This window comes from Klenkia terrae (genome assembly GCF_900491935.1).
GTDB classification, from domain to species: Bacteria; Actinomycetota; Actinomycetes; order Mycobacteriales; family Geodermatophilaceae; genus Klenkia; species Klenkia terrae.
This window is the reverse complement of the sequence record NZ_UEXK01000004.1, coordinates 3,746,910-3,762,614: the sequence shown is the minus strand read 5'-3', so window position 1 is coordinate 3,762,614 and position 15,705 is coordinate 3,746,910. Positions and strand designations below refer to the sequence as shown.

Annotated in this window: 17 protein-coding genes; 5 read left to right on the top strand and 12 right to left on the bottom strand. The window is 73.5% G+C overall.

The window, feature by feature from the left end; translation table 11 throughout:
- Window positions 1-2 precede the first annotated feature (2 nt).
- The gene (locus tag LFA75_RS18765; protein ID WP_225235112.1) at window positions 3-584 is read right to left on the bottom strand and encodes a TetR/AcrR family transcriptional regulator; all 582 of its coding nucleotides are present in this window, start codon (window positions 582-584) and stop codon (window positions 3-5) included.
- 82 nt (window positions 585-666) lie between these two features.
- The gene (locus LFA75_RS18760) at window positions 667-1,776 is read right to left on the bottom strand and encodes an LLM class flavin-dependent oxidoreductase (RefSeq protein ID WP_225235111.1); all 1,110 of its coding nucleotides are present in this window, start codon (window positions 1,774-1,776) and stop codon (window positions 667-669) included.
- Between the two features lie 279 nt (window positions 1,777-2,055).
- Here LFA75_RS18760 and LFA75_RS18755 point away from each other — a divergent pair, with 279 nt between their 5' ends.
- A complete protein-coding gene (locus tag LFA75_RS18755) occupies window positions 2,056-2,352 on the top strand; it encodes a hypothetical protein (protein ID WP_225235110.1) in 297 nt (98 codons plus the stop codon).
- Window positions 2,353-2,357: 5 nt separating this feature from the next.
- On the opposite strand, the gene LFA75_RS18750 is transcribed toward LFA75_RS18755, so the two are convergent.
- Both LFA75_RS18750 and LFA75_RS18745 read right to left on the bottom strand, forming a co-directional pair.
- The gene (locus tag LFA75_RS18750) at window positions 2,358-2,810 is read right to left on the bottom strand and encodes a hypothetical protein (protein WP_225235109.1); all 453 of its coding nucleotides are present in this window, start codon (window positions 2,808-2,810) and stop codon (window positions 2,358-2,360) included.
- A 310-nt stretch (window positions 2,811-3,120) separates the two neighbouring features.
- Window positions 3,121-3,768 (bottom strand): hypothetical protein, encoded by a 648-nt coding sequence (locus tag LFA75_RS18745; protein WP_225235108.1) that lies wholly within the window; start codon window positions 3,766-3,768, stop codon window positions 3,121-3,123.
- Between the two features lie 94 nt (window positions 3,769-3,862).
- On the opposite strand from LFA75_RS18745, the gene LFA75_RS18740 reads away from it, so the two are divergent.
- The 4 genes from LFA75_RS18740 (at window position 3,863) to LFA75_RS18725 (ending at window position 7,208) form a co-directional block, all read left to right on the top strand.
- Complete coding sequence (locus LFA75_RS18740; protein WP_225235107.1) at window positions 3,863-4,690, top strand: DUF1206 domain-containing protein; 828 nt, start codon at window positions 3,863-3,865, stop codon at window positions 4,688-4,690.
- Window positions 4,691-4,728: 38 nt separating this feature from the next.
- Window positions 4,729-5,616 (top strand): DUF1206 domain-containing protein, encoded by an 888-nt coding sequence (locus LFA75_RS18735; protein ID WP_225235106.1) that lies wholly within the window; start codon window positions 4,729-4,731, stop codon window positions 5,614-5,616.
- 39 nt (window positions 5,617-5,655) lie between these two features.
- A complete protein-coding gene (locus LFA75_RS18730; protein ID WP_225235105.1) occupies window positions 5,656-6,699 on the top strand; it encodes a Y-family DNA polymerase in 1,044 nt (347 codons plus the stop codon).
- Window positions 6,700-6,884: 185 nt separating this feature from the next.
- Window positions 6,885-7,208 carry a hypothetical protein gene (locus LFA75_RS18725; RefSeq protein ID WP_225235104.1) on the top strand — a complete coding sequence of 108 codons (324 nt, stop codon included), beginning with the start codon at window positions 6,885-6,887 and terminating at the stop codon, window positions 7,206-7,208.
- Between the two features lie 64 nt (window positions 7,209-7,272).
- On the opposite strand, the gene LFA75_RS18720 is transcribed toward LFA75_RS18725, so the two are convergent.
- The 8 genes from LFA75_RS18720 to LFA75_RS18685 form a co-directional block, all read right to left on the bottom strand.
- Entirely contained in the window at window positions 7,273-8,601 is a 1,329-nt protein-coding gene (locus tag LFA75_RS18720; protein WP_225235103.1) for an ABC transporter substrate-binding protein, read from the bottom strand.
- Window positions 8,602-8,697: 96 nt separating this feature from the next.
- Window positions 8,698-9,867, bottom strand: a complete 1,170-nt coding sequence (locus LFA75_RS18715) for a branched-chain amino acid ABC transporter permease (protein WP_225235102.1) — start codon at window positions 9,865-9,867, stop codon at window positions 8,698-8,700.
- Window positions 9,864-10,751 carry a branched-chain amino acid ABC transporter permease gene (locus tag LFA75_RS18710; RefSeq protein ID WP_225235101.1) on the bottom strand — a complete coding sequence of 296 codons (888 nt, stop codon included), beginning with the start codon at window positions 10,749-10,751 and terminating at the stop codon, window positions 9,864-9,866. The genes LFA75_RS18715 and LFA75_RS18710 overlap by 4 nt, the downstream gene beginning before the upstream one ends.
- On the bottom strand, window positions 10,748-12,619 hold the full coding sequence (locus tag LFA75_RS18705) for an AMP-dependent synthetase/ligase (RefSeq protein WP_225235100.1): 1,872 nt from the start codon (window positions 12,617-12,619) through the stop codon (window positions 10,748-10,750). The genes LFA75_RS18710 and LFA75_RS18705 overlap by 4 nt, the downstream gene beginning before the upstream one ends.
- Window positions 12,616-13,449 carry an ABC transporter ATP-binding protein gene (locus LFA75_RS18700; protein ID WP_225235099.1) on the bottom strand — a complete coding sequence of 278 codons (834 nt, stop codon included), beginning with the start codon at window positions 13,447-13,449 and terminating at the stop codon, window positions 12,616-12,618. Before LFA75_RS18700 ends, LFA75_RS18705 begins: the two co-directional genes overlap by 4 nt.
- Window positions 13,446-14,228: an ABC transporter ATP-binding protein gene (locus LFA75_RS18695; protein WP_225235098.1), complete on the bottom strand. Its 783-nt coding sequence runs from the start codon at window positions 14,226-14,228 to the stop codon at window positions 13,446-13,448. The genes LFA75_RS18700 and LFA75_RS18695 overlap by 4 nt, the downstream gene beginning before the upstream one ends.
- A gap of 179 nt (window positions 14,229-14,407) precedes the next feature.
- Window positions 14,408-15,325, bottom strand: coding sequence for an alpha/beta hydrolase (locus LFA75_RS18690; RefSeq protein ID WP_225235097.1), 918 nt, complete (start codon window positions 15,323-15,325; stop codon window positions 14,408-14,410).
- A gap of 10 nt (window positions 15,326-15,335) precedes the next feature.
- A complete protein-coding gene (locus tag LFA75_RS18685; RefSeq protein WP_225235096.1) occupies window positions 15,336-15,689 on the bottom strand; it encodes an STAS domain-containing protein in 354 nt (117 codons plus the stop codon).
- Window positions 15,690-15,705 lie beyond the last annotated feature (16 nt).

Genomic DNA, 15,705 nt, shown 5'->3' with positions numbered 1-15,705 from the left:
GGTCAGCGGGCCGGTCGGGACCGGGAGCCGTCCAGGAAGGTCGCGCTGACCCGGTCGGCCATCTCCTCGGCCGAGGCCGGGCCGTCGGGGTCCCACCAGCGGGTCAGCCAGTTCAGCGACCCGATCAGCACGTGGCCCGCCGTCCGGACGTCGAGGTCGTCGCGCAGCGACCCCTCGGCCACCCCGGCGGCCAGGACGGCGCGGACCAGCTCGACGTACTCGTGGTCCATCGCGGCCCACTCCGGGTACCGACCCATCCCGGCGATCTCGTGCACGTACACCGCGGCGTAGACGAAGTGCTCGGCCAGCACGCCGGCGTGCACCCGGGCGATCGCGACGACCTTGCCCGGCGCGGTCCCCTCCGCGGCGACCAGGGCGCGGGTCTGCTCGAGCAGCTGCTCGGCCGGCGGTCGGACGACGGCGAAGAGCAGCTCCTCCTTGCTGGTGATGTAGTTGTAGAGGCTGCCCTTGAGCATGCCGACCTCGTCGGCGACGTCCTCCAGGGTGGCGGCGTGGTAGCCCTTCGCGCGGAACACCTTGGCCGCGGCGGCCATCACCTCGGGCCAGCGACTGGGTCGGGGCACGCACCTGTCCTCTCCACGCGCCCCGGCCCGGGGACCCGGCGGGGACGGACCATCATCCCCGCCGGGCCTGCTCGGCCGACCCTCAGGCCCTGCCGAGGGCGACGTCGGCGAGCTTGAGCCGGCGGGCCATGTGCTGGTTGCGCTGGAACTGCGGCATCACGTACCGGGCGAAGAGCTCCAGCGACCGGTTCCACTTGTCCGTGCTCACCCAGTCGCGGCTGTTGATCAGGAAGGTGCCGAACCCGCCGACGGACTCCTCGATCTCGCGGATCTGCCGGACGCAGTCCTCCGGGCTGCCGATCACCCACGGCAGCTCCTCGGCCATCCACTCGAAGGTGAGCTCGGCGTCGGGCATCTCGATGTCCTTCTTCATCAGCGCGCCCAGCCCCAGCCCCAGCAGGTACTCGTAGGACCGGTGCACCCCCTCGCGGATGTCCTTCATGGCCTGGTTCTTGTCGTCGGAGACGTAGACCTCGCGGCTGATCCGCCAGTTCGCCCGGGCACCCGCCGGGTCGAGCCCGGCCGCGGAGGCCGCGGTCGTCATCGCGTGCGCCTGCTGCTGCAGGTCGGGGGTGAACTCGTTCTTCTCCGCGAGCAGCGGGGCGAAGTACACCGACAGCGGGTTCCAGCCCCGCTCGCCGCACTTGGCGTAGTTGTGCACCCCGGTCAGGCCGGCGATCGCGAACGGCGGCGGGTCCTGGTACGGCCCGACCTGGATCTGCCGGTTCTCGTACTTCCAGTAGACGCCCTCGTAGTCCACCGGGTCCTCGCTGGTCAGCAGCTTCCAGACGATCTCGATGGCCTCGTTCATCCGCGGCGTCGCCTCCTCCGCGGGCATCTGGAACAGCGCCTTGTCGGTGGGCAGACCGCCGCCGCCGAACCCGTACTCCAGGCGGCCGTGGGTGAGGTGGTCCAGGAAGGCCAACCGCTCCGCCACGAGGAACGGCTCGTGGTAGGGCAGGTTCACCACGCCGGTGCCCAGCCGGATCCTCGACGTCAGCCCCGAAGCCTTGGCGATCATGTACTCGGCCACCGGGACGTTCTCGAACCCGCCGGTGTGGTGCTCGCCGATCCAGTACTCGTGGAAGCCGAGCTTCTCGGCCAGCACCACGTCGTCGATGTCCCGGTCGTAGGACAACGTCCAGTTCTCCTGCGGCGGGTGCTCCGGCATGGTGAAGATCCCGAACCTCATGTGCGGCGCTCCTCTGCATCGACGACGCACCCCGGTGGACGCCGTTGGCAAACAGTGAGTCGGAAACGTCCGGCTGTGTCAAGGGTCACACCGACGTGCCGGCCCGCCCAGGGCTGGCACCATCACGGACCGTGCAGTTCCGAACCCCCTCCGTCGCCGTGCTGGCGCTCGCCCTGGCCACCGCCGCCTGCACCACCGGGGGGACCTCCGCGCCCACGGCGGCGCCGACGACGACCACGGCCGCACCGCTCGGGGCAGCTGGCCACCCGGGTGGTCACGGTGGCGCCGGGCAGCACCGAGGTCACCCCGGTGGCCAACCTGGACAGCATCGCCGTCGACGAGCTGCAGGCCGGCCCGGCCGGCTGGGTGCACCTGATCGCCACCGACTACGCCACGAGCTCACCCCCGGAGCTGCTCCCCCTCGACCTCGGCACCGGTCTGGCCGCCGACCCGGTGGAGCTGTGCGACGGGGCGCAGCCGTTCGGTCTCAGCCGGTCCGCCGACGGGGCGCGGCTGCTGGCGTGGGTGGCCTGCGGGCAGGCCGACACCCGGTTGTTCGTGCTGCAGGGCTCCTGACCGGGTCAGTCGCCCCCGCCGCCACCACCGCCGCCGTCCGAACCCCCGGAACCGCCGTCCGAGCCGCCGGACCCGCCGTCCGAACCGCCCCAGCCACCGCCGTCGTGGTGACCCGACCCGTGACCGTGCGAGGAGCCGTGGTGGCCGGGGCCGGGGTCGGCGCCGCCGTCACCGCCCCACCGCTGGTCGCCGGCCGCCCCGGTGTACCCGTAGGACGGCGTCGTGTCGCCGACGTAGAAGCCGCTGTCGGCACGCCGCGGCGAGCGGCCGCGCGAGACCGCCCGGCGGGGCTGCGAGCGGAACAGCAGCACCGCGCAGAGCAGGGTCACCAGCGCGACGAAGGTGGCGAAACCGCCGGCGCCGCCGTCACCGTCGACGAAGAGCGCGACGGCGGCCGCGGTGAACACGACCGCGGCCAGGGACAGCAGGACCCCGAGGGTCACGGCGAGGGCGCGCACGGCGGTCACTGTGCCGGGTCCGGTGCGGCCGGGCAACGGTGGACCCGTGCGGCCGGCGGGGGAGGTGCGCCCGCCGCGGTGCGGGCGGACCTCCGGCGGCGTCAGTGCCGGGTGGTGCCGCAGTCGGTGCAGCGCTTGCGGTGGGTCTCGTTGGTGGTGGGGCAGTTGGCGCAGGTCCAAGCGCCGCGTTCGAGGGTGCGCACGGGGTCCTCCGGGGGATAGGTGTGATCCAGCCCCCATGACGCTAGCCACACATCATGACGAATCCGTGAACTCCGGGTTGACTCCCGGCACACGGTCGCCCCAGCGGTCACCCGCGCTGCAGACCGCCGCACCCACCGGCGCCGCACGCGCAGCCACCGCAGCCGGCCGCGACCGGCGCGGGCTGCGCCGCCACCCTGCGCAGGGCGAGCGCACCGGTCACCGACATGACCCCGGCGGCGAGCACCGCGACCGACACGGCCAGCACCGAGGCTGCCGCCAGCCAGGTCGGTCCGGCCAGCACCGTGCCCGCGGCCAGCGCGACGACGGCGAGCCCGACCGCGAGCCCTGCGCGCACCCGCCGCGCCGGCTCGGCCCGGACGACCAGCGCGACCAGCACCCCGGCCAGCACCACGACGCAGGTCCACGCGGCCACCGCCGGCGGGAAGAACGCGAGCCCGACGGCCACCGCGCCGAACCAGGCGGCACCGGCACCGGCCACCGCGGCCGACCGCTCGACCAGCCCGGCCCGGGCCGACCGCAGCAGGGCCACCCCGCGCACCAGGCCGAGGACGCCGAGACCGGCCAGCAGCAGGCGGACGCCGGTGTCGGCGACCACCACGGCCACGACGGCCAGCACGACCAGCACGACCCCCTGCAGGGCCGACCACGGCCACGAGCGGCGGGCCTGGTCGGGGGTGGCCGAGACGGCGGCGGGGGCGGGACCAGCGGTCGAGGCAGCGGCGGGCGACGTCACCACCCCAGTGTCCCCCATCCGCCGGGCGGACCACCCGACCGTGTGCCACCCTCCGTGCACGGGGGTCCCACAGGTCCAGCACGGAGGTCCACCCATGAGCGCGCAGCAGACCGCCGACCGGGTCGGCCGGTCCGACGCCCTGCAGAACCTCGCCAGGGTCGGGCTGGTGGCCTACGGCGTCGTCCACCTGCTGATCGCCTGGCTCTCCCTGCAGCTGGCCTGGGGCGGTGGCGGCGAGGAGGCCTCCCAGTCCGGCGCCCTGCAGACCCTGTCCGAGGAGCCGTTCGGCAAGCCGCTGCTGTGGGTGCTCGGCCTCGGGCTGATCGCGCTGGCGCTGTGGCAGGCCGCGGAGATCGTCCGGCACGTCGGCGGGCTGTCCGGGTCCGGCGATGCGAAGAAGAAGGCCGTCGTCGCGGTCGTCAAGTGCCTGGCCAAGGTGGTGGTCTACGGCTTCCTGGCCTTCACCGCCCTGCGCTTCGCCACCGGCAGCGGCTCGTCGAGCTCGGACCAGCAGCAGCAGACCACCTCGGGGGTCTTCGGCCTGCCCGGCGGGCGGTTCCTGGTGGGCGTCGCGGCGCTGGTGGTCATCGGGGTCGGCGTCTACCAGATGGTCAAGGGCGCGAAGAAGAGCTTCATGGAGGAGATCGACACCTCCCCGGCCTCGGCCGGCCAGGTGCGCGTCATCGAGCGGCTCGGCCAGGTCGGCTACCTGGCCAAGGGTGCCGCCTTCGTCGTCGTCGGCGGCCTGCTGGCCTACGCCGCGATCACGTTCGACCCGGAGAAGTCCACCGGGCTGGACGGCGCGATGCGCACCATCCTGCAGGCCCCCTTCGGCCAGTGGCTTCTGTCGCTGGTCGCCGTGGGCATCGCCGCGTTCGGCGTCTTCTGCTTCTTCCGCGCGCGCTACCCGCAGCGCACCTGACCCGCGTGCCGTCTCTGCCCCCTGCCCTCACCCGCACCATGGACCGGCTCGTCGGCCGGGTGCCCGACCGGTGGCTGGACCGCGCGCACCGGGCCGTGGAGCACGCCCAGGAGGTCACCGACCACCCGTGGCTGGAGCGGCTGGCCCGGGTCGGCCTGGTCGCCTACGGCGCGGTGCACCTGCTGATCGCCTGGCTGGCGTTCACCGTCGCCTGGCGGATCTCCCCCGACGCCGCCGACGCCGACCAGGCCGGTGCGCTGCGGACGGTGTCGGAGTCCCCCGGCGGCCTGGTGCTGCTGTGGGTCATCGGGCTGGGCCTGCTCTCCCTCGCCGTCTGGCAGGCCGGGGAGGTGCTGCGCTGGTGGACCGGCCTGCTGCACCCCGACCGGCGGCTGCACGCGGCGTTCATCTGCGCGAAGTGCCTGGCCAAGGCGGTCGTCTACGGGGCGCTGGCCGTCGTCGCGCTGGTCTTCGCCGTCGGGTCCCGCTACGACGCCACCGAGAGCACCCAGGACCTGACCGACGACCTGCTGGAGATCCCGGGCGGGGCGACCCTGCTGGTGGCCGGCGGCCTGGTGGTGGTGGGCGTCGGTGCCTACCTGGCCTGGCGGGGCTGGACGGCGGGCTTCATGAAGGACGTCGACCTGGACGCCGCCCCGGACCGCTACGAGCCCACCATCGCCGCCCTGGGCCGGGTGGGCTACCTGGCCAAGGCCGTGGCCTTCGCGGTGGCCGGCGGCCTGGTCGTCTTCGCCGCCGTCACCTCCGACGTCTCCACGGCCACCGGGCTGGACGGCGCGCTCAACGCCATCGGCGCCGTGCCGCAGGGGCGCTGGCTGCTGACCGCGGTGGCCATCGGCTTCGCCGCGTTCGGCGTGTACGCGCTCGCCCGGGCCCGCTACCCCGACCGCGACCCGGCCACCTGACCTCCCCCGCCAGCCCTCGAACACCTGTACGATCGTCCGATGTCGCCCGGGCCGCTGCTGCACGCGGACGCGGACTCGTTCTTCGCCTCGGTGGCCCTGCGGTCCCGGCCCGAGCTGGCCGGCGCGCCCCTGGCCGCGGTCGCCCACGTGTTCGTCGCCAGCGCCACCTACCCGGCCCGGGCCCGCGGCGTGCGGGGCGGCATGTCGGTGCAAGAGGCGCTGGGGCGGTGCCCCGAGCTCGTGCTGGTCGAGGTCCCGCACGCCGAGGTCGAGGAGGTCGCCGACGCGCTGTTCGACCTCTTCGGCGAGTGCGCGACGGCGGTCGAGCCGGGGTCGGTCGAGGAGGCGTTCCTGGACGTCGGGGCCGCCGGCTGGGACGACGCGGTCGCCGCCGGGCACGACCTGCGGCGCCGGGCGGCGGCCGAGCTCGGCATCCCGGTGAGCGTCGGGGTGGGCCGGACGAAGCTGATGGCCAAGCTGGCCTCGCGGGCCGCCAAGCCCGACGGGCTGCACGTGCTGGGCGTCGACCGGGAGCACGAGCTGCGCTCCTCCTTGCCGGTCGAGGAGGTGTGGGGCGTCGGGCGGGCCACCCGGGAGCGGCTCGCCGTGCTGGGCGTGCACCGGTTGGCCGACGTCGACGGCGTCCAGGCCGACCGGCTGCAGGCGGTCTGCGGGACGGCGATGGCCCGCCGGCTGCGCAGCATCCGGACCGGGACCGACGACGCGCAGGTGCGACCGGTCAGCGCCCGCACCAAGCTGTCCGCCGAGGGCTCGACCACCGGGTGGGACCGGGCCGACCGCTCCCCGGCGGAGCTGGCCGGCACCTGCGTGGCCCGGCTGTGCCGGCGCGCCGAGCGGGCCGGGCTGACCGGCACGGAGCTGCGGATCAGCGCGGCGCCGCGCGACGGGGCGCCCGCGGTGACCCTGCGCCGGGCCGGGCTGCCGGCCACCGCCGACGTCACGGCGTGGCAGGCCGCGGCGGCGACCCTCCTCGCCACGGCGGACCTGCCGCCGCTGGCCGGCCTGCGGGTCACCGTGGCCGGCCTGTCCCCCGTCGGTGCGGCACCCCTCACCCTGTTCTGAGCAGGCTGCGCCGACCCGGGCGCAGGCCGTCCCGACCACTGACGACCCCCGGCCGGGGCACGACTCGTCGGCCGGAACCTGACAAGAACGGTACAGTTTCGTGTCGGTTTCGGTGACGGCCGGTGGTCGGTCGGTCGCAATAGGGTCGGGAACCACTGATCCCCCAGAAGCGCATGGAGCACACCGTGACCGCGTTCGGCCTGCACCCCCGCTCCTACCCCGTCCCGTCGGTGGACCACCGCCCCCGGGCCGACGTCATCCCGATCGGTGGTCGGACCACCACCACCGGACCGGTGCTGGTCTCGCTCGCCCAGGCCGCCACCGCGCTCCCGGTCAGCACCAAGGTGCTCTGGGTGGAGTACCTGACCCTGGGCGGCAGCCTCGACCTGGACTGGTTCTGCGCCCACCTCGACTCCCCCGGCGGCGCCCAGCCCGAGGAGCACGCGATCGTCGTGGAGACCGTCACCGAGTTCATCGCGGCCGAGGGCCTGCCGCTGCGGGTGGCCTGAGCACGACAGCGGCCGGCCACCCCGCGGGGGGATGGCCGGCCGTTGCCGGTGCGGGATCAGCCGATCAGAGGTCGATCGCCTCGTAGCAGGGCTCGGTGAACTCGTAGCCCTCGGCCGTGCTGCCGGCCAGGTCCTCCTCGGTGACCGAGATGCCGGTGGAGGCCTCCGGGTCGGGGCTGGACAGCTGGGTCACCCGGACGGCGGCGGAGTCCCCGCCGTCGGCGTAGTCACCCGAGCCCTCCGGCAGGATGCCCTCGTAGTCGACCGAGCTCAGGCCGGACGCCGCGGAGTACAGACCCTCGCGGGTCAGGTCACCGTTCTCGGCGGCCGCCTCGAGCGCTGCCTTCAGCGGGTAGGACCAGGCCCAGCCGGCCAGGAAGAACTCGTTCGGGGTCGAGCCCGACTCCTCGGCCGCCGCGCGCATGGCCTCGTGGCCGGGGGTGTCGGAGTCGAACGGGGCCCACGGCCCGAGCAGCTGGTAGGACGCCTGCAGCGCCGGCGCGGCCGGGCTCTGCAGCAGGGCGACGTTCCAGGTCGGCGAGGAGCCGAGGAACTTGCCGGTGTAGCCGGCGGCCACCGACTGGCCGACGATGGTGGCCATGTCGGCCGGGCCCGTGGACACCACGACGACGTCGGGCTGCTGCTCGACGATCGCCGCGACGGCCGAGGCCTGGTTGTCGGTGCCGGCGGTGGTCTCCACGTTGGCGAAGTCGATGCCGTTGGCCTCCGCGGCGATGCTGGCGCCGGCGGCGGCGTCGCCGCCGTAGTCACCGGCGTAGTGCACGGCCATGACCGACTCGGCGTTGTTGGTCTCCACCGCGTAGTCGACGCCGTTCATGGCCTCGGCGCAGTAGGTCGGACCGGACTCGACGATCGCGTCCTGGAACAGGTACAGCGAGGTCCAGCCGGCCGGGGCCGCGACGATGTTCTCGGCCTCGAGGTCCTCCACGATGGCCGCGGTGGGGGGCGAGCCGAGGGTCTGGGCCAGGGCCAGGATGTCGGGCTTGATCTCCTGGTAGACCTGGTTGGCGACCTGCGGGTTGTACTGGTTGTCCCGCACGTACTCGGTGACGTTGATGTCGTAGCCGCCGATGCCGCCGTCCTCGTTCACCCGGTTCCAGAACGCCTCCTGGCCGGCCACGATGACCGGACCGGCCGGGGCGAAGGGGCCCACGGTGAGGTCGGACAGCGTGCCGAGGTAGATGCACCCGTTGTCCGGGTTGACGGCCTCCGGGCAGGCGTCGCTGGTCACGCCGACGTCGGTGGCGATGTCGCCCTCGCCACCCCCGCCGTCGGCCGGGTCCTCGCCGCCGCCGCGGCAGCCCGCGGCGAAGACCGCGAGGCCGGCCAGGCCGGCCGCCGCGACCCGCCGTCGTGTCCGTGTGCTGCTCATCCGTGGTGCTCCCTTCGTGCCGGCACCGATGCCGGTCGGGCGACCTGCCCGGCGTCCTCGCCGGGCAGGAGATTGCGGAACCGCGCGGTGCGCGGCTCAGTAGGAGAAGGGCCAGGCCTTCCAGTAGTTGCGGATCCGGACCCACAGGCCGAACAGGCCCCGCGGTTCCAGCAGGAGGAAGGCGACGATCAGCAGCCCGTAGAGCAGCGTCTCCACCTGGAAGACGTTGGGCGTCTCGGTCGCCGACGAGGACAGGAACGGCAGGTACTCCGGCAGCTCGCGGGTCAGCCGCGGCAGCAGCGCGATGAAGAAGGCGCCCATGATCGAGCCGGAGATCGTGGAGACCCCGCCGATCAGCACCATCGCCACGAACTGCACCGACACCAGCAGCCCGAAGCTGGAGGGGTCCAGGTACCCGGTGATCGAGTACAGCAGCGCCCCGGCGCAGCCGGCGTAGAAGCCGCTGATCACGAACGCCCGCCGCTTGACCTTGCGGACGTCGACCCCGGTCACCTCCGCGGCGATGTCCCGGTCGCGGACGGCGGCGAAGCTGCGGCCGATGGCCGAGCGGGCGATGTTGCGGCCCAGCAGCGCGAAGACCACCAGCAGCGCGGTCATCAGCAGGTACAGCTGCTGGTCGGCGCTGAAGACCTCGGTGCGCCGGGACAGGTCGACCCCGAACAGCACCGGGTCCGCGGCCGGGCGGCCGACCCCGATGCCACCGGTGACGGCGTCCCACTCGTTCCAGACGTGGGTGCCCAGGAAGACCAGGCCCAGGGTGACGATGGCCAGGTACAGCCCGCGCAGCCGGCTGGCCAGCGGCGCGACGACGAAGCCGACGGCGGCCGCGGCCAGCCCACCGGCGATCAGCCACACCGGCAGGAACGTGATGCCCAGGCCGTAGAGCTGGTCGTCCTCGGGGTCACCGGACACCACCGCGGCGGTGTAGGCGCCGATCCCGAGGAAGAAGGCGTGCCCGAGGCTGACCTGCCCGGCGTACCCGGTGACCAGGTTGAGCCCGATGGCCCCGATCGCCAGCACCGCGCCGGTGGCCAGCAGCCGCAGCAGGTCGTCCTCCAGGACGAAGGGCAGCAGCAGGCCGACCACCAGCAGCACCGCGACGGCGACCTTCTTGGCCCCGGTGTTGAGCAGGGCCATGTCCTGGCCGTAGGCGGTGTAGAGCATCGGGCGGCCCAGGGGGCGGCGGCCCTTGGCCGGTGCGGGCTCCCCCCCGCCGGTCGACGGCTGGTTCTCCACGGCGGTCACACGCGTTCCACCTCTCGGGTGCCGAACAGCCCGTAGGGGCGCACGAGCAGGACGACCAGCAGCAGCACGTAGGGCGAGACCAGCGAGAAGTTCTGGCCCAGCCACGGCAGGTACTCGCCCTGGTAGGTGGCGAAGAAGCTCTCCACGAGCCCGACCAGCAGGCCGCCGACGACCGCGCCGCCGATGGAGTCCAGGCCGCCGATGATGATCGCCGGCAGGGCCTTGAGCGCGATCACCCACGTGGACTGGTCCACGCCGCCGCCGGCCCCGACGAAGGCGCCGGCGACCGCCGCGATGCCCGCGGCCATCGCCCAGGCCAGCGCGGTCATGGAGCCGACCGGCACGCCCTGCACCAGCGCGGTCTCCTGGTCCAGGGAGGACGCCCGCATCGCCAGGCCGTAGCGGCTGTAGCGGAAGAAGGCGAACAACCCGGCGCCCACGACCAGCAGCACGACCGCCATCGCGATGTAGCGCTCCTGCACCGGCAGCCCGAGCAGCTCGACGGTGGACAGCCCCCACGGGTCGCCGACGTTGCGCACGTCGGGCCCGATGAAGACGTTCACCACGACCCGGATCGCGATGTCCAGGCCCAGGGTGATGATCGCGACGACGAACACCGGTCGGCCGATCATCGGCCGGATCGTGGTGCGCTCCAGACCCCACCCGAGCATCGCGATGGCGATCGCGGCCAGCGGCACGGCCAGGTAGAAGCCCACCGGCCCGGCCAGGTAGCTGACCAGCACCGCCCCGGCCAGCATGAGCGCCGGCTGGGCGAAGCTGATCACCTTGGACGACTTGTAGATGATCACGAAGCTGACGGCCAGCAGCGCGTAGACCGAGCCGAAGCCCAGCCCGCGCACCACCGTCAGCAGGACGTCCCTCACGAGCGGGCCCCCTTGGAGTACATGGATTCGACGAGGGGCGAGTAGCGCTCGGCCAACGCGGACCGGCGGACCTTCTGGGTGGCCGTGAGCTCGCCGTCCTCGTGCTCGAGGAGCTTGGGCAGCAGCCGGAACGTCTTGATCTGCTCCACCGGGTTCAGCCCGGCGTTGACCTCGTCGACGATGCCCTGCACGAGTGCCTGCACCTCGGCGCGCTCGGTGAGGTCGCGGTAGGTGGTGAAGGCGATCCGCTCGCGCTGGGCCCAGTCGCCGACCGTGTCGGGCTCGATGCCGATCAGCGCGGTCAGGAAAGCCCGGCGGTCGCCGATGACCACGCACTCCTTGATCAGCGGGGACACCTTGACCGCGTTCTCGATCTCCGACGGCGCGACGTTCTTGCCGCCGGCGGTGATCATGATGTCCTTCATCCGGTCGGTGATCCGCAGCCGGCCGTCCTCCAGCACCCCGACGTCGCCGGTGTGCAGCCAGCCGTCGGCGTCGACGGCCTCGGCGGTGGCGTCGGGCCGCTGCCAGTAGCCGGCGAACGTGGCCGGCCCGCGGGTGAGCACCTCGCCGGTGGTCTCGTCGATGCGCAGCTCGACCGAGTCGTGCGGCTCCCCCACGGTGCCCAGCCGCAGCCGGCCGGGCCGGTTGGCCGTCGCCGAGGCGGTGTTCTCGGTCATGCCGTAGACCTCGTGGACGGGCACGCCCAGCCCGAGGAAGAACCGCAGCACGTCCACCGACACCGGCGCCGCGCCGCAGCCGGCCCAGCGCACCCGGCGCAGGCCCAGCCGCTCGCGCAGCGCGCGGACCACCAGCACCCAGGCGATGCCGTGCAGCACCCGGCTGCCGGCGGTGTGCCGGCCGCCGTTGGCCTCCATCGCGGTGGCGACCTTGGCCGACAGCTTCAGCCCCAGGTTGCCCGCGTTGCGCTTGAGCGGGCTGGCCGCCGACTGCTTGATCTGCACGTTCGCCAGCAGCTTCTCCCAGATCCGCGGGACGGCGAAGAAGAAGGTCGGCTGGATCTCCCGCAGGTTCTCCGGGACGGTGTCGATCGACTCGGCGAAGTTCACCTGGATGCCGGTGGCGGCGTTGTTCCAGGTGGTGAAGATCCGCTCGGCCACGTGGCACAGCGGCAGATAGGACAGCGACTGGTCCTTCGGCCCGGCCGGGGGGTCGAGCAACCCGGCGGGTCCGGTCAGCGCGGCGATGGTCGCCTCGACGTTGCCGACGGTGAGCATCGCGCCCTTGGGCGCCCCGGTGGTGCCCGAGGTGTAGATCAGGGTCATCAGGTCGCCGCTGCCGGTCTGCGCCATGGCCTGCTCGACGGCACCGGGGTGGGCGGCGCGGTGCGCCCGTCCGCGGGCCAGCAGGTCGGCCCAGAACAGCAGGCGCGGGTCGGTGTACCGGCCGCGGATGCCGCGGGGCTCGACGTAGAGCAGGTGCTCCAGCGCCGGCAGCTCGCCGGAGACCTCCAGCGCCTTGTCCAGCTGCTCCTGGTCCTCGGCCAGCAGCACCCGGGCGCCGGAGTCGCGCAGCACGTGCACGACCTCGGCGGGCGGGTTGGTCGGGTACAGCCCGACGGTCACCGCGCCGACGGCGACGGTGGCCAGGTCGGCGACCAGCCACTCCCGGCGGTTCTCCGACTGGATGGCCACCCGGTCCCCGCGCTGCACGCCCAGGTCCAGCAGGGCGTGGGCGACGTCCAGGACGTCGTCCCAGTACTGCGCCCAGCTGGTCTCCTGCCACAGGCCCTTCTGCTTGGACCGCATGGCGACCCCGCTGGGGGTCTCCTGCGCCCGGTCGCGGACCCGGGTGACGATCGTCGTCGTCCCGGTGCCCCGCGTGCTCGGCTCGAGCGTGGTGGTCACGACGTCGTCCCCTCGTCGGCGGTCTGCTTCTTGCGGCGTCCGCCGGTGTCGTGGTCCTCGCCCAGGTAGGCCTTGATCACGTTCGGGTCGCGCTGTACCTGGGCGGGGGTGCCGGTGGTGATGGGCACGCCGAAGTCGACGACCATGATCCGGTCGGCGAGGTCCATGACCAGGCCCATGTCGTGCTCGACCATGAGGATCGACAGGCCCAGCTCGTCGCGGATGTCGATGATGAAGCGGGCCATGTCCTCGGTCTCCTCGAGGTTCATGCCGGCCACCGGCTCGTCGAGCAGCAGCAGCTGGGGCTCCATGGCCAGCGCGCGGCCCAGCTCCACCCGCTTCTGCACGCCGTAGGGCAGCAGGCCGACCGGGAAGCGCCGGTAGGACTCCAGCTCCAGGAAGTCGACGATCTCCTCGACGGCGGCGCGGTCGGCCAGCTCGCTGCGGCGCGCGGGGCCGACCCAGCCCATCGCGGCCAACATGCCGTACTTGACCTGGTGGGCCCGGCCGAGCATGAGGTTGTCGACGACCGTGAGGTTCTCGAACAGCTCGATGTTCTGGAAGGTGCGGGCCATGCCCTTGGCCGCGATCTTGTTCGGGCGCTGGCCGAGGATGTCCTCGCCGCGGAAGCGCACCGAGCCCTCCTGCGGCCGGTACACCCCCGACAGCACGTTGAACACCGAGGTCTTGCCGGCGCCGTTGGGCCCGATGATCGCGAACAGCTCGCGCTCGCCGACGGTGAAGGTCGCCCCGTTGATCGCGGTGACGCCCTTGAACCGCAGCGTGACGCCCTCGACCTCCAGCACGGGTGCGGTCGCGGGTGCGGTCACGAGAGCCACCTCTTCCGGCGCTTGTAGTGCTTGACGTCGCGGAAGCTGCGCTCGCCCTCGGCGCCCAGGCCCAGGTAGAACTCCTGGATGTCGGAGTCGTCGAGGAGCTCGGCGGCGGGCTTGTCCATCACCACGCGGCCGGTCTCCAGCACGTAGCCGTGGTCGGAGATCGACAGCGCCATGGAGGCGTTCTGCTCGACCAGCAGGACCGTCGTCCCGCTGTCGTTGATCTGCACGATCAGGTCGCGGATGCTGCCGACCAGCTGCGGGGCGAGGCCCAGGCTGGGCTCGTCGAGCAGCAGGTAGCGCGGGGAGCTCATCATCGCCCGGCCCATGGCCAGCATCTGCTGCTCGCCGCCGGAGAGGTAGCCGGCGGCCTGGGTGCGGCGCTCGAGCAGCCGCGGGAACAGGTCGTAGACCCGCTCCAGGTTGGCCGCGCGCTCCTTGGGCCGGGTGTGCGCACCGACCCGCAGGTTCTCCTCGACCGAGAACTCGCCGAACACCCGCCGGCCCTCCAGTACCTGGCTGATGCCGCGGGCCACGACCTGCTGGGGGTCCAGGTGGTCGATCCGCTCGCCGTCCAGGGTGATCTGCCCGCGGGTGATCGCCCCGTGGTGGATGTCCAGCAGGCCGGACAGTGCTCGGAGCAGGGTCGTCTTGCCGGCGCCGTTGGCACCCAGGAGGCCCACGATCTTCCCGTCGGGGACCTCGAGGCTCACCCCCCGCAGCACCAGCACGACGTCGTCGTAGACGACCTCGAGATTGCTGACCGTGAGCACGTGCCGCCCTTCGTCGTCGGAGGTTGCGCGTCGCGACGACGGTGAAGCAGCTCACAGCCGGCGCGTGATCCGGGACACTAGGTGCCACCTGTGAGGTTCCGGAAGGTCCGCAGCCGGTTTCGACATCCGGTGAGGTGTTTCGTTATGCGCCCGTTATGCCGGGCGCCGTGCCGTTCGGCTCAGCTGAACACCGGCAGCCCGCGGACAGCGCTGAGCACCTCGTCCAGGGCCGCTGCGCACGTCGGGTCCAGGGCCACCAGGTGGGCGAAGCCGTGCGGGACGTCGGCCAGGTCCAGCGCGGTGACCGGCACCCCGGCGGCCGCCAGCCCGGCGGCGTAGGCCCGGCCGGAGTCGCGCAGCGCGTCCACCTCGGCGGTGACCACCAGCGCCGGGGGCAGCCCGGCCAGGTCCGCCGCCCCCAGCGGGCTGACCCGCGGATCGGTCAGCGCGACGCCCTCGGGCAGGTAGTTCCGGGTGTACCAGCCCATGTCGGCCAGGGCGAGGAACGGCGAGCGGCCGTGGTCGGCGACCGACGGCCAGTCGATCCCGGCGCCCACCGAGGGGTACAGCAGCAGCTGCGCCGCGGGCTGCGGCCCCCCGGCGTCGCGCAGCTGCTGGCAGGCCACCGCCGCGAGGTTGCCCCCGCCGCTGTCGCCGGCGACGACCACCCGGGCCGGGTCGTCGGCGTGCGCCAGCGCCCACCGGACGGCGGCGACGGCGTCGTCCACCGCGGCCGGGAACGGGTGCTCGGGCGCGCGGCGGAACTCGACGGCGAGGACGACGGCGTCCAGCCCGGCGCACAGCCGTGCGGCCAGGCCCGCGTACTCCTGCGCGGTGCCCACCGTCCACCCGCCGCCGTGCAGGAAGACCACCGTCGCCCCGCCCGGCCGGGCCGGGGCGTACCGGTCCGCGGTCAGCCCGGCGCCGAGCTCGACGGTGCCGACGGCGACCTCGGGGGGGCCGGCCAGCCCGGCGGCCAGCAGCTCGCCGAACCGGGCGCGCGCCGCGGCCAGGCCGACCTCGCGGGCGGGCGGGGCCAGCAGCGCGCCCAGGCGGTCGGCGAGCCGGGTCAGGTGCGGGGGCAGGTCGGCGGTCATGCCGCCATCCTCACCCGACCACCCGCCAGACCAGCACGTCCTCGAGGCCGGTGAGCTCCAGCAACCGGCCGACCGCACGGTCGGTCCCGCCGCGGACGGTGAGCGTGCGGCCCGACCGGCAGGCCGCGGCGCGGGCCCGGAGCACCGGGTGCAGCCCGGCGCAGTCCAGGAACGTCACGCCGGTCAGGTCCACCACGCACGCCCGGCCGCCGGGCCGGGCCAGCACGTCGTCGAGCGCGCCGCACAGCGCCGGCGCCGCGGCGGTGTCGAGCTCGCCGGCCACCCGGACGACGACCACCCCCTCACCGCCGTCGGCGACCTCGATGCGGAGTGCGGGGACGGCGGCAGCGACCTCGGTGGTCATCGTGGACTCGACCTCG

Excerpts from the sequence above, each read along its gene's own strand:
- LFA75_RS18685 (WP_225235096.1), bottom strand. The coding sequence starts at position 15,689 with ATGACCACCGAGGTCGCTGCCGCCGTCCCCGCACTCCGCATCGAGGTC.
- LFA75_RS18730 (WP_225235105.1), top strand. The coding sequence starts at position 5,656 with ATGTCGCCCGGGCCGCTGCTGCACGCGGACGCGGACTCGTTCTTCGCC.
- LFA75_RS18760 (WP_225235111.1), bottom strand. The coding sequence starts at position 1,776 with ATGAGGTTCGGGATCTTCACCATGCCGGAGCACCCGCCGCAGGAGAAC.
- LFA75_RS18690 (WP_225235097.1), bottom strand. The coding sequence starts at position 15,325 with ATGACCGCCGACCTGCCCCCGCACCTGACCCGGCTCGCCGACCGCCTG.
- LFA75_RS18735 (WP_225235106.1), top strand. The coding sequence starts at position 4,729 with ATGGACCGGCTCGTCGGCCGGGTGCCCGACCGGTGGCTGGACCGCGCG.
- LFA75_RS18740 (WP_225235107.1), top strand. The coding sequence starts at position 3,863 with ATGAGCGCGCAGCAGACCGCCGACCGGGTCGGCCGGTCCGACGCCCTG.
- LFA75_RS18720 (WP_225235103.1), bottom strand. The coding sequence starts at position 8,601 with ATGAGCAGCACACGGACACGACGGCGGGTCGCGGCGGCCGGCCTGGCC.